Raw genomic sequence first — 24,237 nt, forward strand, 5'->3', positions numbered from 1 at the left:
GACACCTAATAAAACTACGCTTCGTTGACATATATCAAGTTCAATTGTAGCACGTTAACAGTTTGATGAAATCATCGTAGCTAAATGCTAGCTTTCATCACAAATTTGCAATATTCCAACTAGTTACGTAAGCCAACTAATAAATGCGATGAATCCAAAGAACAGGATCTATTTTAAATTAAATTATCCTAAATAAACAGCAGGATAACGATGTTCTGTTAACATAAACAGCAATAGTACAGATACGCAATAGTGTAGCGTCTTTTACGAAATCAAAAATGCTTTTTCAGTGATATCCGTTAAAATTTTGTAAATTTGCGAAGCGTAATATGCTTACAAACGCCAGCTAATTTCCTGTAAATTAGTCAAAAAGAGTAATGAAATGCGTGTAACAATCGTTCTTGTCGCTCCCGCCAGAGCGGAAAATATCGGCGCAGCCGCCCGGGCTATGAAGACCATGGGATTTACTGACCTGCGTATTGTCGACAGCCAGGCGCACCTGGAGCCCGCCACCCGTTGGGTCGCACATGGATCTGGAGATATTATTGATAATATTGAGGTTTTCCGCACCCTTGCCGACGCGCTCCACGATGTGGATTTTACCGTCGCGACGACAGCCCGCAGCCGGGCAAAATTTCATTACTACGCTTCGCCCGCTGAACTGGTTCCCTTATTACAGGAAAAATCACGCTGGATGCGTCATGCTGCGCTGGTTTTTGGCCGTGAGGATTCCGGTTTGACCAATGACGAGCTGGCGCTGGCGGATGTATTGACCGGCGTGCCGATGGTGGCGGATTACCCTTCGCTCAATCTGGGACAGGCAGTCATGGTGTATTGCTATCAATTAGCAGGTTTAATGCAACAGACCACTGAATCCGTTGATATTGCTGATGAATCGCAGTTACAGGCGTTACGCGCGCGCCTTTTACGTCTGTTAACGACTCTGGAGGCGGCCGATGACCACAAATTAACCGACTGGCTACAACAGCGAATCGGCCTGCTGGGACAGCGAGATACGGTAATGTTGCACCGTTTGGTTCATGATATTGAAAAAAAACTAACAAAATAACGTGCTGCAATTTTTAAAATAATAAGAGATTACGTCTGGTTTCAAGAGATCATAACAGGGGGAATTGGTTGAAAATAAATATATCGCCAGCAGCACATGAACAAGTTTCGGAATGTGATCAATTTAAAAATTTATTGACTTAGGCGGGCAGATACTTTAACCAATATAGGAATACAAGACAGACAAATAAAAATGACAGAGTACACAACATCCATGAACCGCATCAGCACCACCACCATTACCACCATCACCATTACCACAGGTAACGGTGCGGGCTGACGCGTACAGGAAACACAGAAAAAAGCCCGCACCTGAACAGTGCGGGCTTTTTTTTCGACCAGAGATCACGAGGTAACAACCATGCGAGTGTTGAAGTTCGGCGGTACATCAGTGGCAAATGCAGAACGTTTTCTGCGTGTTGCCGATATTCTGGAAAGCAATGCCAGGCAAGGGCAGGTAGCGACCGTACTTTCCGCCCCCGCGAAAATTACCAACCATCTGGTGGCGATGATTGAAAAAACTATCGGCGGCCAGGATGCTTTGCCGAATATCAGCGATGCCGAACGTATTTTTTCTGACCTGCTCGCAGGACTTGCCAGCGCGCAGCCGGGATTCCCGCTTGCACGGTTGAAAATGGTTGTCGAACAAGAATTCGCTCAGATCAAACATGTTTTGCATGGTATCAGCCTGCTGGGTCAGTGCCCGAATAGCATCAACGCCGCGCTGATTTGCCGTGGCGAAAAAATGTCGATCGCGATTATGGCGGGACTTCTGGAGGCGCGTGGGCATCGCGTCACGGTGATCGATCCGGTAGAAAAATTGCTGGCGGTGGGCCATTACCTTGAATCTACCGTCGATATCGCGGAATCGACTCGCCGTATCGCCGCCAGCCAGATCCCGGCCGATCACATGATCCTGATGGCGGGCTTTACCGCCGGTAATGAAAAGGGTGAACTGGTGGTGCTGGGCCGTAATGGTTCCGACTATTCCGCCGCCGTGCTGGCCGCCTGTTTACGCGCTGACTGCTGTGAAATCTGGACTGACGTCGATGGCGTGTATACCTGTGACCCGCGCCAGGTGCCGGACGCCAGGCTGCTGAAATCGATGTCCTACCAGGAAGCGATGGAACTCTCTTACTTCGGCGCCAAAGTTCTTCACCCTCGCACCATAACGCCTATCGCCCAGTTCCAGATCCCCTGTCTGATTAAAAATACCGGCAATCCGCAGGCGCCAGGAACGCTGATCGGCGCGTCCAGCGACGATGATAATCTGCCGGTCAAAGGGATCTCTAACCTTAACAATATGGCGATGTTTAGCGTCTCCGGCCCTGGAATGAAAGGGATGATTGGGATGGCGGCGCGTGTTTTCGCCGCCATGTCTCGCGCCGGGATCTCGGTGGTGCTCATTACCCAGTCCTCCTCTGAGTACAGCATCAGTTTCTGTGTGCCGCAGAGTGACTGCGCGCGTGCCCGCCGTGCGATGCAGGATGAGTTCTATCTGGAGCTGAAAGAGGGGCTGCTGGAGCCGCTGGCGGTTACTGAGCGGTTGGCGATTATCTCTGTTGTCGGCGACGGTATGCGCACGCTACGCGGCATTTCAGCGAAATTCTTCGCCGCGCTGGCGCGGGCTAATATCAATATCGTGGCGATCGCTCAGGGATCTTCTGAGCGTTCCATTTCTGTGGTGGTGAATAACGACGATGCCACCACCGGCGTGCGGGTAACGCACCAGATGCTGTTCAATACCGATCAGGTGATTGAAGTGTTTGTCATTGGTGTCGGCGGCGTCGGCGGCGCGCTACTGGAACAGCTTAAACGTCAGCAAACCTGGCTGAAGAACAAGCACATCGATCTACGCGTGTGCGGCGTGGCGAACTCAAAGGCGTTGCTAACCAATGTGCATGGCCTGAATCTGGACAACTGGCAGGCGGAACTGGCGCAAGCGAACGCGCCGTTCAATCTGGGACGCTTAATTCGCCTGGTGAAAGAATATCATCTACTCAATCCGGTGATTGTTGATTGTACCTCCAGTCAGGCGGTGGCCGACCAGTATGCCGACTTCCTGCGTGAAGGGTTCCATGTGGTGACGCCAAACAAGAAAGCGAACACCTCGTCGATGGACTACTACCATCAGCTACGTTTCGCCGCCGCGCAATCACGGCGCAAATTCTTGTATGACACCAACGTCGGCGCCGGTTTGCCGGTAATCGAAAACCTGCAAAACCTGCTGAATGCGGGTGATGAACTGCAAAAATTTTCCGGCATTCTTTCCGGGTCGCTCTCTTTTATTTTCGGTAAACTGGAAGAGGGGATGAGTCTCTCACAGGCGACCGCCCTGGCGCGCGAGATGGGCTATACCGAACCCGATCCGCGCGACGATCTTTCCGGTATGGATGTGGCGCGGAAACTGTTGATCCTCGCCCGCGAGACGGGCCGCGAGCTGGAGCTTTCCGATATTGTGATTGAACCGGTGTTGCCGGACGAGTTTGACGCCTCTGGCGATGTGACCGCCTTTATGGCGCATCTGCCGCAGCTTGACGACGCGTTTGCCGCCCGTGTGGCAAAAGCTCGTGATGAAGGTAAGGTATTGCGCTATGTGGGCAATATCGAAGAGGATGGCGTGTGCCGCGTGAAGATTGCCGAAGTTGATGGTAACGATCCGCTCTTCAAAGTGAAAAACGGTGAAAACGCGCTGGCGTTCTACAGCCACTATTATCAGCCCTTGCCGTTGGTGCTGCGCGGCTACGGCGCAGGCAATGATGTGACGGCGGCGGGCGTGTTTGCCGATCTGTTACGGACCCTCTCATGGAAGTTAGGAGTTTAACATGGTGAAAGTGTATGCCCCGGCTTCCAGCGCGAACATGAGCGTCGGTTTCGACGTGTTGGGCGCGGCCGTCACACCCGTTGACGGCACGTTGCTGGGCGATGTGGTATCCGTTGAAGCAGCGGATCATTTCCGTCTGCATAACCTGGGGCGATTTGCCGATAAACTGCCGCCGGAGCCGCGTGAAAATATTGTTTATCAGTGCTGGGAACGTTTTTGCCAGGCATTGGGGAAAACCATCCCGGTGGCGATGACGCTGGAAAAAAATATGCCGATTGGTTCCGGGTTAGGGTCCAGCGCCTGTTCCGTCGTCGCTGCGCTGGTCGCGATGAATGAGCACTGCGGCAAACCGTTAAACGACACGCGTCTGTTGGCGCTGATGGGCGAGCTGGAAGGCCGTATCTCCGGCAGCATCCATTACGATAACGTCGCGCCGTGCTTTCTTGGCGGTATGCAGTTGATGATTGAAGAAAACGGCATTATTAGTCAGCAGGTGCCGGGCTTTGATGAGTGGCTATGGGTACTGGCTTATCCGGGCATTAAAGTTTCTACCGCAGAAGCACGGGCCATTTTGCCTGCGCAGTATCGCCGTCAGGATTGCATTGCGCATGGACGGCATCTGGCCGGTTTTATTCACGCCTGTTACTCGCGGCAGCCGCAGCTTGCCGCCGCGCTGATGAAAGATGTTATTGCCGAACCATACCGCGCGCGTTTACTGCCGGGCTTTAGCCAGGCGCGGCAGGCGGTATCGGAGATCGGCGCGCTGGCGAGCGGGATTTCAGGATCGGGGCCGACGCTGTTTGCGCTATGCGATAAACCGGAGACGGCGCAGCGCGTCGCGGACTGGCTGAGCAAACATTATCTGCAAAATCAGGAAGGCTTCGTTCATATTTGCCGGCTGGATACGGCGGGCGCACGAGTAGTGGGATAATCAATGAAACTCTATAATCTGAAAGACCATAATGAGCAGGTCAGCTTTGCGCAGGCCGTCACGCAAGGACTGGGCAAACAGCAGGGACTTTTTTTTCCGCACGAACTGCCGGAGTTTAGCCTGACGGAAATTGATGAGATGCTCAACCAGGACTTTGTCAGCCGTAGCGCAAAGATCCTCTCGGCATTTATTGGCGATGAAATACCGCAGCAAATTCTGGAAGAGCGCGTCCGCGCGGCGTTTGCGTTCCCGGCGCCGGTAGCGCAGGTAGAAAGCGATGTCGGCTGCCTGGAGCTGTTCCATGGTCCGACGCTGGCCTTTAAAGACTTCGGCGGGCGTTTTATGGCGCAAATGCTGACGCATATCAGCGGCGACAAACCGGTGACGATTCTGACCGCAACGTCAGGCGATACCGGCGCGGCGGTGGCTCACGCGTTCTATGGCCTGGAAAATGTGCGGGTCGTCATTCTCTACCCGCGCGGTAAAATCAGTCCGTTGCAGGAAAAACTGTTCTGTACGCTGGGCGGCAACATTGAAACCGTGGCGATCGACGGCGATTTCGACGCTTGCCAGGCGCTGGTGAAACAGGCATTTGATGACGAAGAACTGAAAACGGCGCTGGGGCTGAATTCGGCTAATTCGATTAATATCAGCCGCCTGTTGGCGCAAATTTGCTACTACTTTGAAGCCGTGGCGCAACTGCCGCAGGGGGCGCGTAACCAACTGGTGATCTCCGTCCCCAGCGGCAACTTTGGCGATTTGACGGCAGGGCTGCTGGCGAAGTCGTTAGGCCTACCGGTGAAACGTTTTATCGCCGCCACCAACGTCAACGACACGGTGCCGCGTTTTCTGCATGACGGAAAGTGGGCGCCGAAAGCGACGCAGGCGACCCTGTCGAATGCGATGGATGTCAGCCAGCCGAATAACTGGCCGCGCGTGGAGGAGCTATTCCGCCGTAAAATCTGGCGCCTGACTGAGCTGGGCTATGCGGCGGTGGATGACACTACGACACAACAGACGATGCGCGAGCTGAAAGCGAAAGGTTATATCTCGGAACCTCATGCGGCGGTAGCGTATCGGGCATTACGCGACCAGTTAAACCCTGGCGAGTATGGCTTGTTTCTCGGAACGGCGCATCCGGCGAAGTTTAAAGAAAGCGTGGAGTCCATTCTGGGAGAAACGCTGGCCTTGCCTGAAGCGCTCGCCGAACGCGCCGATCTGCCGCTGCTTTCACATCATCTGCCTGCGGATTTTGCCGCCCTGCGTAAGCTAATGATGACCCGCCAGTAACCATTGCGCCCGGTGGCGATGTCGCTTACCGGGCCTATGGGTGGTGTCGATTTGTAGGCCGGATAAGGCGTAACCGCCCTCCGGCGATGCCGTTACTGCTCGTAGCGTTTAAAGACCAGCTCGTCTTGTGTGGAGGTTTCTTCATCAAAGAAATACCCTTCACGGTCAAACGCGATAAGCTGTTCCGGCTTCGTTAAGCGGTTTTCAATAATAAAACGGCTCATCAGTCCGCGCGCTTTTTTGGCGTAGAAGCTTACCACCTTAAACTTGCCGTTTTTCTCATCAAGGAACACGGGCTTAATCAGCTCGGCATTCAGTTTCTTCGGCTTCACCGATTTAAAATATTCCTCAGAGGCCAGATTCACCACCACCCGATCGCCCTGCGCCTCAAGCGCTTCGTTGAGCTTATCGGTAATGATATCGCCCCAGAATTGATAAAGATCTTTGCCGCGCGGATTCTCCAGGCGAATCCCCATCTCCAGACGATAAGGCTGCATTAAATCCAGCGGGCGCAATACGCCATACAAGCCAGAGAGCATACGCAGATGTTGTTGAGCAAAATCAAAATCCGCGTCGTTGAACGTTTCCGCCTGTAGGCCGGTATAAACATCGCCTTTGAACGCCAGAATCGCCTGGCGTGCATTATCCGGCGTAAAATGAGGCTGCCAGTCATGAAAACGCGTGGCGTTGAGATCCGCCAGTTTGTCGCTAATTCCCATCAGCCTGGAAATTTGCGGCGCCGAAAGCTGGCGGGCCTGTTGAATAAGCTGCTGGCTGTGATCCAACAGCTCCGGCTGGGTATAGCGGGTCGTGGCCAGCGGGCTTTGATAATCAAGCGTTTTTGCAGGTGAAATCAGAATCAGCATATCCAGTCCTTGCAGGGAATTTTCTGCGACTTTAGCAAAAAAACGCCGCAGAGTTGACCGATGGTTGCGATTGTCGGCTTAATCGCGCGATGCCGCATCCCAGGTATCTGGCGCCAGTTGTGGTTCGATATCCGGGAAGCGCCGCGGATCGAACTGCGGTCTTACGCCCAGTTTCCGTTGTCGCAGATAATCGCCGGCGAGGGTATACACCACCGGTGAGAGCAACAAAATCGCCGTCAGATTGGTAATGGCCATACAGGCCATGATCATATCAGCGAGCTGCCATATCAGCGGAAAACTGATAAGCGTACCGGCGATAACCATGCCAAGCGTCGCAAGGCGTAATAGCCAGATGGCCTTTGCGTTATGTAACCGCAGAAAAAACAGATTGTTTTCGGCGTAAATATAGTTGGCGACGATAGAACTGAACGCGAACAGAATGACGATAAGCGCGACAAAACTGGCGCCCCATTCACCGGTCAACGAAACCATTGCATGTTGGAGAAGCTGAATGCCTTCTGTTGACGAGTGGGACGCGTGATTCCCCGCCAGCAGGATAATCATCGCGCTGGCGGTACAGATGATAATGGTGTCGCTGAATACGCCAATCATTTGCACAATCCCCTGCGCGACAGGGTGAGGGGGATACGACGTTGCCGCTGCGGCCGCATTAGGCGTTGACCCCATTCCCGCTTCATTAGAGAACATCCCACGCTGAAAACCGCTGGTAATAGCCTGAGTGAGCGTATATCCGGCTGCGCCTGCCGCGGCTTCCTGCCAGCCAAATGCGCTTTTGACTATCGAGGCGATAACGCCAGGCATTTGCTCAATATGCCAGAGGCAAATGAACACGCTGCCGGCGACCCACAATAACGCGATGAGGGGAATCAGCCATTGCATCAGGCGGGCGACGCCTTTTATGCCGCGAATGATAATTAACAGGGCACAGAACGCCAGAGCAATGCCGGAGATAAGCGGCGGAATGTTGAAGGCGAAATGGAGCGCGCGTGAGACGGCATTCGCCTGCACGCTATTAAAAATCAACCCGTAGGCGACGAGCAGAAAGAGGGCGAAAACCACGCCCATCCAGCGCATTCCCAGCCCGCGCGCCATATACCACGCCGGGCCGCCGCGGAACTGGCCTGTCGGGTCGCGTTCTTTATAAAGCTGGGCAAGCGAACACTCGGCGAAGGAGGTCGCCATGCCAATGATGGCCGAGACCCACATCCAGAATACCGCGCCGGGACCGCCTGCGGCGATAGCCAGCGCCACGCCGGCCAGATTACCGCTGCCAATCCGCGCCGCGAGGCTGGTACACAGCGCCTGAAATGACGTCAGGCCGCCTGGCTGCGGGCTAAAGCTGCCTTTCAGACTGCGGCTAAATTGGCGAATATAACGAAATTGAATGAATCCGGTACGCCAGGTAAACCAACATCCTGCGCCGAGCAGCAGGTAAATCATTACCGAGCCCCAGAGTATTTCGTTAATAAAACTGAAAAACTCAGGCATTAACGTCCCTCTTGTTGATGCCGTCACGCTTTGATGATCCTGTATAAGCGTGACCCATGATGTAGATGACCTTGTCAGACTAATATTAACGGCAGTTTACCATAAATACGGCGGTATCCTTTAATTGCGCATCAACCGTCGGCAGATACGCAAACAGTGCACAAGGGCAGCCAGGTGCATGTAGGCGGTTGCGCTGTGAGTGCGTCGTGTTATCATCAGGGTAGACCGGTTACATCCCCTAACAAGCTGTTTAAAGAGAAACTCTATCATGACGGACAAATTGACCTCCCTTCGTCAGTTCACCACCGTAGTGGCTGATACCGGAGATATCGCGGCAATGAAGCTGTACCAGCCGCAGGATGCTACAACTAACCCTTCTCTCATTCTTAACGCAGCGCAAATCCCGGAATATCGTAAGCTGATTGACGATGCTGTCGCCTGGGCGAAACAGCAGAGCAGCGACCGCGCGCAGCAGGTTGTTGACGCGACCGATAAGCTGGCGGTGAATATTGGCCTGGAAATCCTGAAGCTGGTGCCGGGGCGTATTTCTACCGAAGTTGACGCGCGTCTGTCTTATGACACTGAAGCGTCTATCGCCAAAGCAAAACGTATCATTAAACTCTACAATGATGCGGGTATCAGCAACGATCGTATCCTGATCAAGCTGGCGTCCACCTGGCAGGGCATTCGCGCAGCCGAACAGCTGGAAAAAGAAGGCATCAACTGTAACCTGACGCTGCTGTTCTCCTTCGCGCAGGCGCGTGCGTGCGCCGAAGCGGGCGTCTACCTGATCTCGCCGTTCGTAGGTCGTATTCTTGACTGGTATAAAGCCAATACCGACAAGAAAGACTATGCGCCAGCTGAAGATCCGGGCGTGGTTTCCGTAACGGAAATCTACGAGTACTACAAACAGCATGGTTACGAAACCGTCGTTATGGGCGCAAGCTTCCGTAACGTAGGCGAAATTCTGGAGCTGGCGGGCTGCGACCGTCTGACTATCGCACCGGCATTGCTGAAAGAACTGGCGGAAAGCGAAGGGGCGATTGAGCGTAAGCTCTCTTTCTCCGGCGAAGTCAAAGCGCGCCCGGAACGCATTACCGAAGCCGAGTTCCTGTGGCAGCATCACCAGGACCCCATGGCGGTGGACAAACTGGCGGATGGTATCCGTAAGTTTGCGGTAGACCAGGAAAAACTGGAAAAAATGATCGGCGATCTGCTGTAATCATTAACGCGTGGCCCTGATATGGGTCACGCTACCTCTTCTGAAACCTGTCTGTCCTTCCCTTCGCAGTGTATCATTCTGTTTAACGAGACTGTTTAAACGGAATAATCATGGATACCTTACGTATTGGCTTAGTTTCTATCTCCGACCGCGCTTCAAGCGGCGTTTACCAGGATAAAGGCATTCCTGCGCTTGAGGAGTGGCTCGCTTCTGCGCTGACCACGCCTTTCGAGGTCCAACGGCGCTTAATTCCTGATGAACAGGAAATTATCGAGCAAACGTTGTGTGAACTGGTTGATGAGATGAGCTGTCATCTGGTGCTGACCACTGGCGGTACCGGTCCGGCGCGTCGCGACGTCACACCGGACGCGACCCTTGCCATCGCCGACCGTGAAATGCCTGGTTTTGGCGAGCAGATGCGCCAGATCAGCCTGCGCTTTGTGCCGACCGCCATTCTTTCCCGCCAGGTGGGCGTTATCCGTAAACAGGCGTTAATTCTTAATCTGCCTGGACAGCCAAAATCGATCAAAGAAACGCTGGAAGGCGTAAAAGCGGACGATGGCAGCGTTAGCGTGCCGGGCATTTTTGCGAGCGTGCCGTATTGTATACAGCTGCTTGACGGGCCGTATGTCGAAACCGCGCCGGAAGTGGTTGCCGCTTTCCGTCCGAAGAGCGCCAGACGTGAGAATATGTCATCCTGACCGGAAAATACTGATAGTAGGGTTATTCCTCCCGGTGCGGGAGGAATAAAAGAGATTTAGTGCGCCTCGCCGATTGGCAGAATAGTGCGGCCAAATTGCTCGTTTAGCACTTCACCCATCGCCAGATAAATAGCGCTGGCGCCGCAAACCAGACCAACCCAGCCTGCGATATGGATAATGGCTTCGTTACCGGTGATATTGCCGACCGCCAGCAGAGCGAACAGTACGGTCAGGCTCAGGAAAACAAATTGCAGCGCGCGGGCGGCTTTCAGCGTACCGAAGAACATAAACAGCGTGAACACGCCCCACAGACCTAAATAAGCGCCGAGTAGCTGAGCGTCAGGCGCATCCGTCAGGCCCATTTTCGGCATCAGCAGGATAGCGACCAGCGTCAGCCAGAACGAACCGTAAGAGGTAAAGGCCGTTAAACCAAAGGTATTGCCTTTTTTATACTCCAGCAGACCGGCAAAAATTTGCGCGATACCGCCGTAGAAAATCCCCATCGCCAGAATAATACCGTCCAGGGCGAAAAAACCGGCATTGTGCAGGTTAAGCAGAATGGTGGTCATGCCGAAGCCCATCAGGCCCAGCGGTGCCGGATTAGCCAACTTAGTGTTGCCCATAATTCCTCAAAATCATCATAATTGAATGGTGAAATAGTTTCCCAGAATAACGAGTTCCGTATTCGGGGCGCGGCATAATAATCAGGGGGAAGAGGACTGTCTATGATCTAATAAGGGGGAAAAGAAAATATTTCCCCCTGTGAGGGCATTCACGCCTGAACGGCTGCCATCATTCGTCGCAGGCAGGCTATTTGCAACACCGCCGGAATAGTCACGCGATACGCGCTGCCGCTCATCGCTTTGACGCCGTTTAACGCCGCGCCGACCGGGCCGCCAAGACCTGCGCCGCGCAGCAATCCGTGGCCCAGGATGCTCATTGCGGCATGGGTACGTAAAATGCGGGTAAGCTGGGTGGAAAGCAGGTGGGAGACCCCTTTTGCCAGACTGCGATCTTTCATGAGCAGCGGCAGCAGTTCTTCCAGTTCAGAAACTTTGGCGTCTACGGCTTGCAGAAATTCCTGCTTATGCGCCGCGTCCATCTTCTGCCAGGTATGACGTAAAAAATGCTCCAGCAGTTGCTGTTCTATTTCAAACGTCGACATGCTTTTATCTGCTTTAAGTTTTAGCCGTTTTGCGACATCCAGCAGAATCGCGCGGTACTGTTTTCCGTGTCCGCGCAATTTGTTGGCGATACTGTCGCCGCCGTAATGCTGAAACTCGCCGGCAATGAGCTGCCAGTTACGGCGGTGTTGCTCCGGGTGACCTTCCATCGCTTTGAACAGCTCGTTATGACTAAGGACGCTCGACAAGCGAGCTTTGCCCTTTTCGTTATGCGTCAGCAAACGGGCGAAATCGGCGAGTTGTTCTTCGCTACAATGCTGAAGAAAGTCTAAATCCTCGTCGTGTAAATAGGTGACGTTCATTTTCAGTCTGGCTTTTGGAATAGAAATAACAGCGATTAATCGTCGCCAATGACTTTAAGTCTCGCCATATCGGAAGAATTTACCGTATGGCCTGAGAAGGTAATCTTTGATACGCAGCGTTTGTTGTCGTTATCGCTATTAATATTGATCCAGCCTGTTGTCTGGCCCTCTTTGATTGAGGAAGGGACGTTCAGGCTTTGGCTGGCGCTACGCGCAGTTTTAAAATAGACGGATGCGCCGCTAAGTTCGATGTCGCCGTGATCCGCCGTGAGTTGAATGCGCTTCACGATGCGGCAGACGGGAATTTTCAGCGCGAGATCGTTCGTTTCATTTCTGGGCATGGCAATAACACCCAGTATTTTATGGTCGTTCGCGTGCGCGACGCTACTTAACGCCAGGCCGAAAAGCAGGCCGGCGGAAATCGTTAACACAGATCGCATGGAATTTCTCTTTGACGGGTTCAATAAGCAATTACCGTCTATCATACTCTGCTCATGGCAACGATTCAGTTTTGTAATCTTTTCTTTTTATTACAATTTTTATGTGAATGGTATTCGTTATTTAATTTATTTCATGAATGTTTATCTGTCTGGTTTTCCATCGCGCCCTCTCGTCACTAAAAAATTTTTTCATCTCCCCCTTGATGACGTGGGTTACGACCCCATCTTGTAGTCAACCGCAGTGGTGAGTCTGAAAAAAAACGATTCAGGGTAGTTGAAACCGCACGTTTCGCCCTTATTACAGATTCACAACCACATGATGACCGAATTTTTAGTGGAGACGTTTAGATGGGTAAAATTATTGGTATCGACCTGGGTACTACCAACTCTTGTGTAGCGATTATGGATGGAACGCAGGCACGCGTGCTGGAGAACGCCGAGGGCGATCGCACTACGCCTTCTATCATTGCTTATACCCAGGATGGTGAAACTCTGGTTGGTCAGCCGGCTAAACGTCAGGCAGTGACAAACCCGCAAAACACCCTGTTTGCGATTAAACGCCTGATTGGCCGCCGCTTCCAGGACGAAGAAGTTCAACGTGACGTTTCTATCATGCCGTACAAAATCATCGGCGCCGACAACGGCGACGCATGGCTTGATGTGAAAGGTCAGAAAATGGCGCCGCCGCAGATTTCTGCCGAAGTGCTGAAGAAAATGAAGAAAACAGCTGAAGATTATCTGGGCGAACCGGTAACTGAAGCGGTTATCACCGTACCGGCTTACTTTAACGATGCGCAGCGTCAGGCTACCAAAGATGCTGGTCGTATCGCGGGGCTGGAAGTTAAACGTATCATCAACGAACCGACTGCCGCAGCGCTGGCTTACGGTCTGGATAAAGAAGTCGGCAACCGTACTATCGCGGTTTACGACCTCGGTGGTGGTACTTTCGATATCTCTATTATCGAAATCGACGAAGTTGATGGCGAAAAAACCTTTGAAGTTCTGGCAACCAACGGTGATACCCACCTGGGTGGTGAAGACTTCGATACCCGCCTGATCAACTACCTCGTTGACGAGTTTAAGAAAGATCAGGGCATTGACCTGCGTAACGATCCGCTGGCAATGCAGCGTCTGAAAGAAGCCGCAGAAAAAGCCAAAATCGAGCTGTCTTCTGCGCAGCAGACCGACGTGAACCTGCCGTACATTACCGCAGATGCCACCGGTCCGAAACACATGAACATTAAAGTGACTCGTGCGAAACTGGAAAGCCTGGTTGAAGACCTGGTGAACCGTTCTATCGAGCCGCTGAAAGTCGCACTGCAGGACGCTGGCCTGTCCGTGTCTGATATCAACGACGTGATCCTCGTCGGCGGTCAGACCCGTATGCCAATGGTGCAGAAAAAAGTGGCTGAGTTCTTTGGTAAAGAGCCGCGTAAAGACGTTAACCCGGACGAAGCTGTGGCTATCGGCGCAGCGGTACAGGGCGGCGTATTGACCGGCGATGTGAAAGACGTACTGCTGCTGGACGTTACCCCGCTGTCTCTGGGTATCGAAACGATGGGTGGCGTGATGACTCCGCTTATCACCAAAAACACCACCATCCCGACCAAGCACAGCCAGGTGTTCTCTACTGCGGAAGACAACCAGTCTGCGGTAACCATCCATGTGCTGCAGGGTGAGCGTAAACGTGCGTCTGATAACAAATCTCTGGGTCAGTTCAACCTGGATGGCATCAACCCGGCGCCGCGCGGTATGCCGCAGATCGAAGTCACCTTCGATATCGATGCTGACGGTATCCTGCACGTCTCCGCGAAAGACAAAAATAGCGGTAAAGAGCAGAAGATCACCATCAAGGCGTCTTCTGGTCTGAACGAGGAAGAAATTCAGAAAATGGTTCGCGATGCAGAAGCGAACGCTGAATCCGACCGTAAGTTTGAAGAGCTGGTTCAGACCCGTAACCAGGGCGACCATCTGCTGCACAGCACCCGTAAGCAGGTCGAAGAAGCAGGCGATAAACTGCCGGCTGATGACAAAACCGCTATCGAGTCTGCCCTGAGCGCGCTGGAAACTGCCCTGAAAGGCGAAGATAAAGCCGCTATCGAAGCGAAAATGCAGGAGCTGGCGCAGGTTTCCCAGAAACTGATGGAAATCGCTCAGCAGCAACATGCGCAGCAGCAGGCTGGCTCCGCTGACGCTTCTGCAAACAACGCGAAAGATGACGACGTTGTCGACGCTGAGTTTGAAGAAGTAAAAGATAAAAAATAATCGCCCTTTGAACGGGTAATTACTGGCACGGGCGAAGAGGTTTCCTCTCCGCCCGTGTATGCATGTTAAGGGCAGATAAAAAGAGATGGCGAAAAGAGATTACTACGAGATTTTAGGCGTTTCCAAAACAGCGGAAGAGCGTGAAATCAAAAAGGCGTATAAGCGCCTGGCCATGAAATATCATCCGGACCGCAATCAGGGTGATAAAGAGGCCGAAGCTAAATTTAAAGAGATTAAAGAAGCCTATGAAGTGCTGACCGATGCGCAAAAACGCGCAGCCTACGATCAGTATGGTCACGCCGCGTTTGAACAAGGCGGTATGGGCGGCGGATTTGGCGGCGGCTTTAATGGCGGCGCTGATTTCAGTGATATCTTTGGTGACGTTTTTGGCGATATCTTTGGCGGCGGGCGTGGTCGCCAACGTGCGGCGCGTGGGGCTGATTTGCGTTATAACATGGATCTCACCCTGGAAGAAGCGGTGCGTGGCGTGACCAAAGAGATCCGTATTCCGACGCTGGAGGAGTGCGACGTTTGCCACGGCAGCGGGGCGAAAGCTGGCACGCAACCGCAAACCTGTCCGACCTGTCATGGTTCTGGTCAGGTACAGATGCGCCAGGGATTCTTTGCTGTACAGCAGACCTGCCCACACTGTCAGGGACGCGGTACGCTGATCAAAGATCCGTGCCATAAATGTCACGGTCATGGGCGTGTTGAAAAGAGTAAAACTCTGTCCGTTAAAATCCCGGCGGGCGTGGATACCGGCGATCGTATTCGTCTGGCAGGCGAGGGCGAAGCGGGCGAGCATGGCGCACCGGCAGGCGACTTGTACGTTCAGGTCCAGGTGAAACAACACCCTATTTTCGAGCGTGAAGGCAATAATCTTTATTGCGAAGTGCCGATCAACTTTGCGATGGCGGCGCTCGGCGGTGAAATTGAAGTGCCGACGTTAGATGGTCGCGTGATGCTGAAAGTACCGAGCGAAACACAAACGGGCAAGCTGTTCCGTATGCGCGGCAAAGGCGTGAAGTCCGTACGCGGTGGCGCGCAGGGCGATTTGCTGTGCCGTGTGGTGGTTGAAACGCCGGTCGGTCTGAGCGAAAAACAGAAGCAATTGCTAAAAGATCTTCAGGAAAGTTTTGGCGGCCCGACGGGAGAGAAAAACAGCCCGCGTTCAAAAAGCTTCTTTGACGGCGTGAAAAAATTCTTTGACGATTTGACTCGCTAATCTTTTTCCCGTTGTATTTTTCTTCAGCCCGGGTGTATATCCGGGCTTTTTTCTGCCTGTACGCGCCCAGGCTTCTGTTAAACGCATCGTATCCTCTCATTTGTTGATATTTTGTTTTTACTGATAAACAAATTGATGTTAATCAGCAGTTTTGTATACGCTTATTCTTTAAAAAAACGTGATGTGATGACATTAATGATTGCTTTTTTAGATGCTGTGAATTGATTTATCTTGAGTATTATCTATATTGCTTTTTTTAGTTTCCGGAGGCAGACAGCGAATGGGATCGAAAGGTGCCAACAAGAGCTTTGATTATAATTTAATCAAAATTCTTGACGCTGTTATTTTGTCAGGAAATGCGGCTATGGCGGCAAAAAAGTTAGGCATTACACCGGCTGCCGTTTCTCTGGCGTTAAAGCGCCTGCAGAGTTATTACCCGGAAGAACTGTTTAGCAGAGGGAAAGGCGGGCTCATCCCCACAGCTAAGGCTGTCGACATTCACCAAAATTTCAGTCAGGTGATGAAACTGGTGGATGACACATTTCTATGTAATAGCAAAAAAGATGAAGCGTTCCAGATAACGTTATTAGGCAGTGATATTGTTGAAAGCTATTATCTTTCTCAGCTCTATAACAGCGATATATTTGACCGTATTTTGATAAATCATTTCACTGTCAGAAATATGAGTCGGGAGCATATCAGCGAACTTCTGTTTACTGCGCAAGGCGATCTGTTGATTAGTGCCGAACCTTTGCTGGAGTCCGGCATAGAGAATCAAATTATTGATAGTTTTAAATCATTTGTTTGTATCTGTAGCAGTAAACACATGCTGAGTACCCTCTCACAACTGTCGCTACATCATTTTTATTCTTCGCGTCATGCGTTATATCAGCCGGGGATGGGGGCTTCAGTGATATATCATGATAGTGAATTATTTAAGGATGAGCTTTACTATACTGGCAGGCGTATTGTCGGCTATCGCAGTGATTCGCTTAACGGTTTGATGAGCATGATCGAACGAACCTCATTGATTGCATTGATGCCTTTGAAATTAGCGCTTTTTTATAAAAATCATCGTAAATATGACATTAAATTTATTCAGCCTCCGCCCGAACTGGCTTTGAAGTCAGTTCAGGTCTATGCATCCTGGAATAAAAATAGTAGAAATATATCGACGATTAATGAGATGGTAAGTATGTTACAAACGCTTTCCTCCTTCCGTCGCTAATACACCTCATTTTTACGCTTTGATTTAATATGGTTTTAAATGATGTGCTTTGATTTTTACCCTTCTGACAGGGCGCTTACACTCCTTGTGTTAATTATTCATTTATAATGATTTCGGAGTGTTAAAATGTCTATTCCCAACCATGTGTCGACAACGGAAGTTGTGCTATTGGAGCTAGAGATCTTACTCACTATTATTTCGATTGGCGCGTGGGGAGGCTTTGTCAGCTATCTTTTACGCAAAGATAAGACAGAATATAATAGTTCTCATGAAAGTATTAAATATTGCTTAACGCAGATCGTGATTTCCTGCTTCACCAGTTTCTTGTTAAGCGCGATTGCGATCGAAAAAGAATGCAGTTTCAACATTGTTCTGTTGGCGGCAGGCTTAGGCGGTGTTTTCGCGAGTCCGATCTTAAAAATTCTTGGGCGGCGGATTAAAAAAATTATCGAAGGAAATAATTCAGATTAATTATCATTCGTAGTATCAGGCTCATCCGTGAGCCTTTTACGCGTCTTTTTTCAGCCGGGTCTAGGTCACTCTATTCTTGATCCAGCCATAAATAAATTGTTCGTTATTGTGGTTTTTCTCAGCAACGTTTAAGTAGTACGTGCCCTGACTGCAATTGAGGGCTTTCACCAAAACGGCTTCCCCTTCCTGGCCTCGCCAGGCCAAATAATGTTCGAGAGCGGCAAGCGTCCGCGGGCCAATATTGCCATCCACATGAATATCCGGGTAGCGTTTACCTTCGTGATTAAAGACGTTCAACCAGCGTTGCAGCCACGCGCTGGGGTGGTAAGCGCCTATGTTGACTGCCGCATCGCACAGCTCGAAGGAGACTGGCCACGATAGCGTCGAGATGACGTCAAAACCTGGTTTTATCCAGTAATCCTCTTCGAGAATCGCGTAGGCTTCAGCGTGGGTCAGATCCCGCATATCGCCAGCATAGCCATGCGCTCGCGCCGTGGCTTCGGTAATGCCCCAATGGGTGGCGCCGCCTTTATCTTTAGGGTTAAATACGTAACCGCCTTCAAGCGCAATAATTCCATCTATAATTGGATTCATCTTCCCTTTCCTTCGCTTAGTGAATATGCAGATACATGAGAGAACCTAATGTTACTGAAAATACGGTCGTCAGGGCGGCGATGGTTTGCCGTACAATCTGTTTTTTTCTTCCCTTTGTTTCGCTATCCGTCGCGATAATGGCGATATCACTATTCACTTTGAGACCTTGCCTTGGAATGGTAATAAAAAGATCGTTAATACCAAGCGCTTTAAGGTCACGTCTGATTAAATAGAGAATCTGCGTTAGATTTGCATCATTAACATAGTGGCTTCGACTTCCCCATAACGCAGTGGTTATTTTTTGTCGCTCGATAATCTCCAGATGAGCATTCTCGATGATGAAACTGAGACATTTGGCTCTCATCGCAGTCATTTTAATAACCTGTGAATTTGAGACCGTCCTCAGTTCATATTTACCTTCATTGTAAATGCAGTTGCTATTAATGATATAAGTTTTCATAACGTCTTCCTTTAGAAATGTACATCCTGGTTGTCTGTGGTGACTATATTGTATGAGAAATGTCTTAATCCAATAAATGTCACTGGTTTTATTGTATTGTCATTGTCTATAGCGAGTGTAATCACATTATTTCATTGAAATTAAATGATATTTAATTACATGATAAATGATATTTACTATGCTCTCACCAGAACGGAGTAAGCGGGCGCTGAGAGGTGTTGTTTTCTCTTCGATAGACGGTGTTGTTAACCTCATTTTTATGATTTTTATATCATCTAAAAAGATGATGTTTTGTGATTAGCTATTTTTTATGCCTGTAACGATTATGGACCCCGCAGAACGAGCTGCGACAATTTTGAAACGTAAAAGGAAATTTGAAAATGGCTACAAGCAAACTGATTCAAGGCGATACAATTACTGAAACTACTCATGCAGCGAATGGTTTTGACCCTGCAACAAGCGATGATAAAATAAGCTATACTTCCGCTCGTGTTGCGAAACCGGTATACAATAAATATAAAAATTCCACGACTAAACCGAAGGTATTCGGTTATTACACCGACTGGTCACAGTATGACAGCCGTCTGCAAGGCAATATGTCCCAACCAGGCCGTGGTTATGATTTAACCAACGTTTCACCGACGGCTTATGACAAACTGATTTTCGGCTTTGTTGGCATCACCGGTTTCAGAAAAATTGATAAAGAAGACCGCGACGTCGTAGCAGAAGCGGCAGCACAGTGCGGCAAAGTGAAATATGAACCGACCTTCCTCGATCCGTGGGGTGATTTCCAGTCTTATATCAACCTGGGTTTTGAAACCAGCGGCTGGGATGTTGATCCGAAAACCGTGACCCAGGCTAACGCCAAAGGTATGCTGGGCGCGCTGCGTGATATGCAGGCAAAAGCGAAAGCCGCAGGTCACACGCTGGCGCTCTCCATGAGTATCGGCGGCTGGAGCATGAGTAACGGGTTCCACGAAACCGCCGCTTCTGACTCTTCTCGTAAAATCTTCGCCAAAGGCGTGGTGAAACTGTTCAAACAGTTCCCGATGTTCAGCGAAGTGGATATTGACTGGGAATACCCGAACGATGAAGGGGCGGGCAACCCGTTTGGTCCGGAAGATGGCGCTAACTACGCGCTGCTGATTGCCGAACTGCGTAAACAGCTGGATTCCGCTGGTCTGAGCAATGTGAAGATCTCTATTGCCGCTTCTGCTGTCACTACTATTTTTGACTATGCGAAAGTAAAAGATCTGATGGCTGCTGGCCTGTATGGCATCAACCTGATGACCTATGACTTCTTCGGTACGCCGTGGGCGGAAACGCTGGGCCACCACACTAACCGCAAAGCGCTGGAAGAGGGCGGCTGGGCTGTCGAAACTATCGTTGATCACCTGCTGGCGGAAGGTTTCTCCGCTGACCGTATCAACATCGGTTATGCCGGCTATACCCGTAACGCTCGTCAGGTAGAGATTGAATCCCTGTCGCCGCTGAAAGGTTCTTACAACCCAGGTTCAGGCCCTACTACCGGTTCCTTCGAATCCGGCACCAGCGAATGGTATGACGTCATTTATAGCTACCTGGATCTGGAAAACCAGAAAGGCCGTAACGGTTTCAACGTTTACACCGACCAGGTCGCTGATGCTGACTACCTGTATAGCCCGGAATCCAAACTGTTTTTATCCCTGGATACGCCGCGTACCGTCAAAGCAAAAGGCGAATATGCAGCGAAACTGGGCCTGGGCGGCGTGTTTACCTGGACTATCGATCAGGACAACGGCGTGCTGGTTAACGCCGTGCGTGAAGGTCTGGGTTATGAAATCGAATCTGAAGTTATCGATATGGAACCGTTCTACTTTGAAGGTATCAATGTAGAAAAAGATGAAGAGCAGAGCGACAGCGACGACGCGCAGAAGGTCAATCACGCGCCGAAAGCGGCGATTGAACTGCTGGTCGTAGGCGGATCTACGGTACAGCTGTCTGGCGCAGGCTCTTCTGATGAAGATAACGATGAGCTGTCCTTTAGCTGGGGCGTGCCTTCTCAAATCACTGTGGCAGACAAAACGGCTGAAATCATTGAGGTTGTGGTACCGGAAGTTAGCGAAAAAACAGCCTTCCAGTTCACCCTGTTTGTACGCGACTGCTACAACGAACCGTCCTCTCAGCAGCGCTTTGTTCTGACGGCTGTGCCTGCGCTATCTCAGGTTCAACCGGAACCGGAAGAGGAAGAAGAGATTATCGTTCCTGTACCGGACGAGGAAGAGGATACCACGCCGGCTGAGGATGATACGTCAGCAGATGACAAAACGTCACCTTACGCGCAGTGGGATGCTTCTACTGTTTATGGCGCAAACTGGGGTTCTTTCGAAATCGTTAGCTGGAAAGGCCATAACTATCAGGTGAAATGGTGGTCTATGGGCGACCAGCCTGACCTGAACTGCGGTGTCGGCGGTGCATGGACCGATCTTGGCGCTTACTAATACACGGCATTAAGCACGATGTATTGGGCTTCATGATTCAAGCCCCGGTTTACCGGGGCTTTTCTCCACCAGGGACAGAGGAAGAGCAGACCATGACCATTTCCATCCATGCCAGCGCATTTGACGTCAACAGCTGGTATCAAAAAATCACCTTAACCTTCATCAATGAGAGCGGTAATCCGGTCGATATGAACCATGCCGCAATATCATTCACGGCTTCCGGGCACATCGATCCATGGGGAAATAGCGGCGGTACGCTCAAAGGGAACCTGCCGCTTACGCTGAATGATAGTTCGTATGGCACGCTGGAAACTAACAACATCATCATTAATAACAGCGATGCATTACTTCTTCAGCCGGGCGAACGCGGGACGCTCTCTTTCAGCCTCGCGGCGACGCAGGTGCCGGTAAAAATGTCCGCCATCACCTTGACGCTGGCGTCATCGTCATCCGAAGACGCAGAGTCTGAAACCCCATCCGATCAGGAGACGCCAGCGATACCCGCCGCAGACGAACAACCCGCCGAACCCGATGTGCCGGAAAAGGACAATGACCTTCAGGAACGCGGCCTTACGCTTAACGTTAGCGAGTTGAATACCGCGAGTTGGTATCAACGCGTCACCTTTACGCTGACCAACCTCTACGCTCAGGCGGTAGATCTCAATCAGCTTCAACTGAATTTTACGGCCAGCGCGCACCCCGATCCCTACAGTCCGTTTCAGGGAACAATGCTGGGGAATCAGGCCGTGACGCTGGCCAGCGATGGGGGATGGCCCATCGAGAAGAATACCATCACCATTAATCATGACGGCGCGCTGATGCTGGCGGCGGGGGATACCGTCGAATTACAGTGCTATCTGGCCGCCACGCAGATGCCAGTTGCCATCAGCGATTTGAGCGCGACGTTGGCCCATGACCCTGCCCGTCAGGGAAAAATTTGCGTTCATTTTCCTGCCATGACGCAGACCGTGGCGCTCAAACCGGCGATTGAGCTGCTGTTTCCTGCCGGCGAAACCCGGCGCTTTGTCGGTGAGTGGGGAGAGGTTCTGACAATAAGCGATCTTAGCGCAGGAACGTATCGGCTTACCGTACCGGCACTGGCGAATGATGAGATGCAAATCGCGCCAGTCGAGTCCTCTTTTACCGTTACGCTGCAATCCGGCGATGCCGCCGCGCAGGTCCAGGTATCCTGTCTGCCGATTGTCCGTTATGCCAGCGCGCGTCTGATGATTGACGCCCCTGCGCTTGGTAATGCGAAATTGACCGTTGATATCGCTGATACTACGCAAGCGGATGAGCGTACCGTCACGCTGATCGCCAACCAACCGCAGTTAATCACCCGGCTACTGGCGGGGCATCATTATACGGTCAATCTGCAGCCTGCGATGATTAATAACCGCTTTATATCGGCCCCCATACAGCTTACGGGTTTTATCCCTGCTGCGGCGCAGGTTGCCGAGGTTGCTGTCGCTTACCAACAGTCAGCGCTCGACACGGCGAGTTTCGTGACGGTGGATGCCACTCTACTGGGCCTGCCCGATGGCGTCGCGCCGCAGCGTTATCTGTTCAGCAGCGGTAAATATCAGTACTCATTAATGCTGGAGAGCGGCAGCGATCGGCAGACGTTGGCATTACGCTTTGCGCCCGGGCTGTATGATGTTCAGACGGACGATATTTTCATCGACAGTGTGCCGTGGCGTTGTGAACAGGCCGGGCCGCTACGGTTGTTGCAAAAGGTCAACCATGTGGCGCTGGAGTTTCTGCCCGGCGTGACGCTACAGGTAAAAGGTTGGCCTGATTACCTTGCTCATGGCGGCGTGACGGTTAACGCGCCAGAGACGGTTTCTCTTTATCGCGATATACCGTTTAGCGCGTTGTTTAAATACGATGGTTTTGACGGCGGCGGCGATCCGGTTCCGGCCGCGGAGGTTGACGTGAACGGGGATGGTTTTCTGGATTACGCGACGTTACCGATCCATAAAACCGTTGCGCTGGTGCGCCAGATAGAAAAAGAAGCCGGGCGTAGCGTCATGCCGGTAATGGTCATTTATACCGCGAATGCCAGCGGCGGTAGCGCGCTGGCGGATTTACAGGATGCGCAAAAGCTACGTAACCATTTTGGTAACTTTATTACCCAGTGTCTGGCGGCGCAGTCATACAAAGATGAGACGCATCCTGTCCCGGCCACCTTTGTGCTTAACCCGGATTTTCTCGGGGCGCTACAGCAAGGACCGTATGGCTATACCGTAGTACGGCAAAAAAACAGTGTGCCGGTGAATGCCCAACTGGCGGCGGCGATACAAGCATTACCGGCGATGGCTGGCTTTATCGCGCCTTCGTTGCCGACGTTTAGCGACGATCTCTACGGCTATATTCAGGCGGTGAACTATCTTGTTCGTCAGTTTGCCCCGGATGTGGCTTTTGGCTGGCAGACGAATGTCTGGGCGACAGGAACGGCGGACTGGGTGCTGCGCGATACCGCTGATCCGGTAGCTGAAGGGCAGGCGATCGCCGGATTTATTCATGAACTGGGCGTTTATAGCGGAGAATATGCGCCGGACTTTATTGCGTTTGATAAATTTGAGCGTGACTGTTTCAGTCCTGATGCGCTTGCCCACTATGGCTGGAATGCGACATGCTGGCTTAATTACCTGGCGATGGTCAAACAGGTGACGAAAGCGCTGCTGACGCCAGCCATGCTGTGGCAAATCCCAGGCGGCCATATGCCTACAGTAGAAGAGGGCGTCAGTAAAATCAGCGCTGCGCACTTTGCATCCGGCGGAACCTTTTTTATGGGTGACGCCCGCATTGGCAGCGATCCTGACACGCTCTCTTTGCAGCTACTCAATACGGCCTTAAATAGCGCGACTTACGGCGTCCCGACCGTCGGCGACTTTTTACGTAAAGATAAAGGGTATGACTGGGGCCAGATGCAGGCGCTGAACCTACCGGACTTTAACGTCTTTTCGATCTTATGGGGCGGTGGTTCTACTATCAGTATTACGACAATCCATTCTAACGGTGAAGACGGCGGCTGGCTGGCGGATAAAATGGTAGAGTATTATGCTGCTCCACGCTATTTCAGATAATATCACTGCTTATTTGCATTAATCTGGACTATTAGTTTGAGATTCGAAGGCGCGTGCTTTCGAATCTCTTTTTCTGCGCCCCTTGACC

At 51.4% G+C, this 24,237-nt stretch carries 20 protein-coding genes and 1 other annotated feature; of the genes, 13 read left to right on the top strand and 7 right to left on the bottom strand.

The window, feature by feature from the left end:
* Positions 1 to 382 precede the first annotated feature (382 nt).
* The 5 genes from ACH0WD_RS09925 to thrC all read left to right on the top strand — a co-directional run bounded on the left by ACH0WD_RS09925 (position 383) and on the right by thrC (position 6,113).
* A complete protein-coding gene (locus tag ACH0WD_RS09925; RefSeq protein WP_001266782.1) occupies positions 383 to 1,069 on the top strand; it encodes a tRNA/rRNA methyltransferase in 687 nt (228 codons plus the stop codon).
* Positions 1,070 to 1,282: 213 nt separating this feature from the next.
* Entirely contained in the window at positions 1,283 to 1,348 is a 66-nt protein-coding gene (gene thrL, locus ACH0WD_RS09930) for a thr operon leader peptide (RefSeq protein ID WP_001575544.1), read from the top strand.
* Positions 1,284 to 1,404: a sequence feature (Thr leader region), on the top strand. (Overlaps the previous gene by 65 nt.)
* Positions 1,405 to 1,429: 25 nt before the next feature.
* Positions 1,430 to 3,892 carry a bifunctional aspartate kinase/homoserine dehydrogenase I gene (gene thrA / locus ACH0WD_RS09935; RefSeq protein WP_001264687.1) on the top strand — a complete coding sequence of 821 codons (2,463 nt, stop codon included), beginning with the start codon at positions 1,430 to 1,432 and terminating at the stop codon, positions 3,890 to 3,892.
* A 1-nt stretch (position 3,893) separates the two neighbouring features.
* Positions 3,894 to 4,823 carry a homoserine kinase gene (thrB, locus tag ACH0WD_RS09940; RefSeq protein ID WP_000241685.1) on the top strand — a complete coding sequence of 310 codons (930 nt, stop codon included), beginning with the start codon at positions 3,894 to 3,896 and terminating at the stop codon, positions 4,821 to 4,823.
* A 3-nt stretch (positions 4,824 to 4,826) separates the two neighbouring features.
* A complete protein-coding gene (gene thrC / locus ACH0WD_RS09945; protein ID WP_000781110.1) occupies positions 4,827 to 6,113 on the top strand; it encodes a threonine synthase in 1,287 nt (428 codons plus the stop codon).
* Between the two features lie 92 nt (positions 6,114 to 6,205).
* Here thrC and yaaA read toward each other — a convergent pair whose 3' ends face one another.
* On the bottom strand, positions 6,206 to 6,979 hold the full coding sequence (yaaA, locus tag ACH0WD_RS09950) for a peroxide stress protein YaaA (protein WP_000906173.1): 774 nt from the start codon (positions 6,977 to 6,979) through the stop codon (positions 6,206 to 6,208).
* A 78-nt stretch (positions 6,980 to 7,057) separates the two neighbouring features.
* On the bottom strand, positions 7,058 to 8,488 hold the full coding sequence (locus ACH0WD_RS09955) for a sodium:alanine symporter family protein (protein ID WP_001113807.1): 1,431 nt from the start codon (positions 8,486 to 8,488) through the stop codon (positions 7,058 to 7,060).
* Positions 8,489 to 8,756: 268 nt separating this feature from the next.
* On the opposite strand from ACH0WD_RS09955, the gene tal reads away from it, so the two are divergent.
* Both tal and mog read left to right on the top strand, forming a co-directional pair.
* Positions 8,757 to 9,710, top strand: a complete 954-nt coding sequence (gene tal, locus ACH0WD_RS09960) for a transaldolase (RefSeq protein WP_000130175.1) — start codon at positions 8,757 to 8,759, stop codon at positions 9,708 to 9,710.
* A 110-nt stretch (positions 9,711 to 9,820) separates the two neighbouring features.
* Entirely contained in the window at positions 9,821 to 10,411 is a 591-nt protein-coding gene (gene mog, locus ACH0WD_RS09965; RefSeq protein WP_000380373.1) for a molybdopterin adenylyltransferase, read from the top strand.
* Between the two features lie 56 nt (positions 10,412 to 10,467).
* Here the strand turns inward: mog and satP are convergent, their stop codons facing one another.
* The 3 genes from satP to ACH0WD_RS09980 all read right to left on the bottom strand — a co-directional run bounded on the left by satP (position 10,468) and on the right by ACH0WD_RS09980 (position 12,337).
* Positions 10,468 to 11,034 carry an acetate uptake transporter gene (gene satP, locus ACH0WD_RS09970; protein ID WP_000528525.1) on the bottom strand — a complete coding sequence of 189 codons (567 nt, stop codon included), beginning with the start codon at positions 11,032 to 11,034 and terminating at the stop codon, positions 10,468 to 10,470.
* 149 nt (positions 11,035 to 11,183) lie between these two features.
* Entirely contained in the window at positions 11,184 to 11,897 is a 714-nt protein-coding gene (gene msyB / locus ACH0WD_RS09975; RefSeq protein ID WP_001103477.1) for an acidic protein MsyB, read from the bottom strand.
* A gap of 35 nt (positions 11,898 to 11,932) precedes the next feature.
* The gene (locus ACH0WD_RS09980) at positions 11,933 to 12,337 is read right to left on the bottom strand and encodes a DUF2541 family protein (RefSeq protein ID WP_001258084.1); all 405 of its coding nucleotides are present in this window, start codon (positions 12,335 to 12,337) and stop codon (positions 11,933 to 11,935) included.
* A gap of 348 nt (positions 12,338 to 12,685) precedes the next feature.
* Between ACH0WD_RS09980 and dnaK the strand changes: the two genes are divergently transcribed.
* The 4 genes from dnaK to ACH0WD_RS10000 all read left to right on the top strand — a co-directional run bounded on the left by dnaK (position 12,686) and on the right by ACH0WD_RS10000 (position 17,526).
* Complete coding sequence (dnaK, locus tag ACH0WD_RS09985) at positions 12,686 to 14,602, top strand: molecular chaperone DnaK (RefSeq protein WP_000516126.1); 1,917 nt, start codon at positions 12,686 to 12,688, stop codon at positions 14,600 to 14,602.
* An 85-nt stretch (positions 14,603 to 14,687) separates the two neighbouring features.
* A complete protein-coding gene (gene dnaJ / locus ACH0WD_RS09990) occupies positions 14,688 to 15,827 on the top strand; it encodes a molecular chaperone DnaJ (RefSeq protein ID WP_001119009.1) in 1,140 nt (379 codons plus the stop codon).
* A gap of 280 nt (positions 15,828 to 16,107) precedes the next feature.
* Positions 16,108 to 17,055, top strand: a complete 948-nt coding sequence (locus ACH0WD_RS09995; RefSeq protein ID WP_000534911.1) for a LysR family transcriptional regulator — start codon at positions 16,108 to 16,110, stop codon at positions 17,053 to 17,055.
* Positions 17,056 to 17,181: 126 nt separating this feature from the next.
* Positions 17,182 to 17,526, top strand: a complete 345-nt coding sequence (locus ACH0WD_RS10000) for a phage holin family protein (protein WP_000026889.1) — start codon at positions 17,182 to 17,184, stop codon at positions 17,524 to 17,526.
* 60 nt (positions 17,527 to 17,586) lie between these two features.
* Here the strand turns inward: ACH0WD_RS10000 and ACH0WD_RS10005 are convergent, their stop codons facing one another.
* On the bottom strand, positions 17,587 to 18,120 hold the full coding sequence (locus ACH0WD_RS10005; protein WP_001068132.1) for a glycoside hydrolase family 108 protein: 534 nt from the start codon (positions 18,118 to 18,120) through the stop codon (positions 17,587 to 17,589).
* 16 nt (positions 18,121 to 18,136) lie between these two features.
* Entirely contained in the window at positions 18,137 to 18,580 is a 444-nt protein-coding gene (locus tag ACH0WD_RS10010; RefSeq protein WP_000860681.1) for a transcriptional regulator, read from the bottom strand.
* Between the two features lie 380 nt (positions 18,581 to 18,960).
* On the opposite strand from ACH0WD_RS10010, the gene ACH0WD_RS10015 reads away from it, so the two are divergent.
* Both ACH0WD_RS10015 and ACH0WD_RS10020 read left to right on the top strand, forming a co-directional pair.
* Complete coding sequence (locus tag ACH0WD_RS10015) at positions 18,961 to 21,060, top strand: glycosyl hydrolase family 18 protein (protein WP_000235803.1); 2,100 nt, start codon at positions 18,961 to 18,963, stop codon at positions 21,058 to 21,060.
* A 92-nt stretch (positions 21,061 to 21,152) separates the two neighbouring features.
* Positions 21,153 to 24,149: a hypothetical protein gene (locus ACH0WD_RS10020; protein ID WP_000155809.1), complete on the top strand. Its 2,997-nt coding sequence runs from the start codon at positions 21,153 to 21,155 to the stop codon at positions 24,147 to 24,149.
* Positions 24,150 to 24,237: the final 88 nt, after the last annotated feature.

It is taken from the genome of Salmonella sp. 2020_1395 (genome assembly GCF_043848115.1).
Classification (GTDB): Bacteria; Pseudomonadota; Gammaproteobacteria; order Enterobacterales; family Enterobacteriaceae; genus Salmonella; species Salmonella enterica.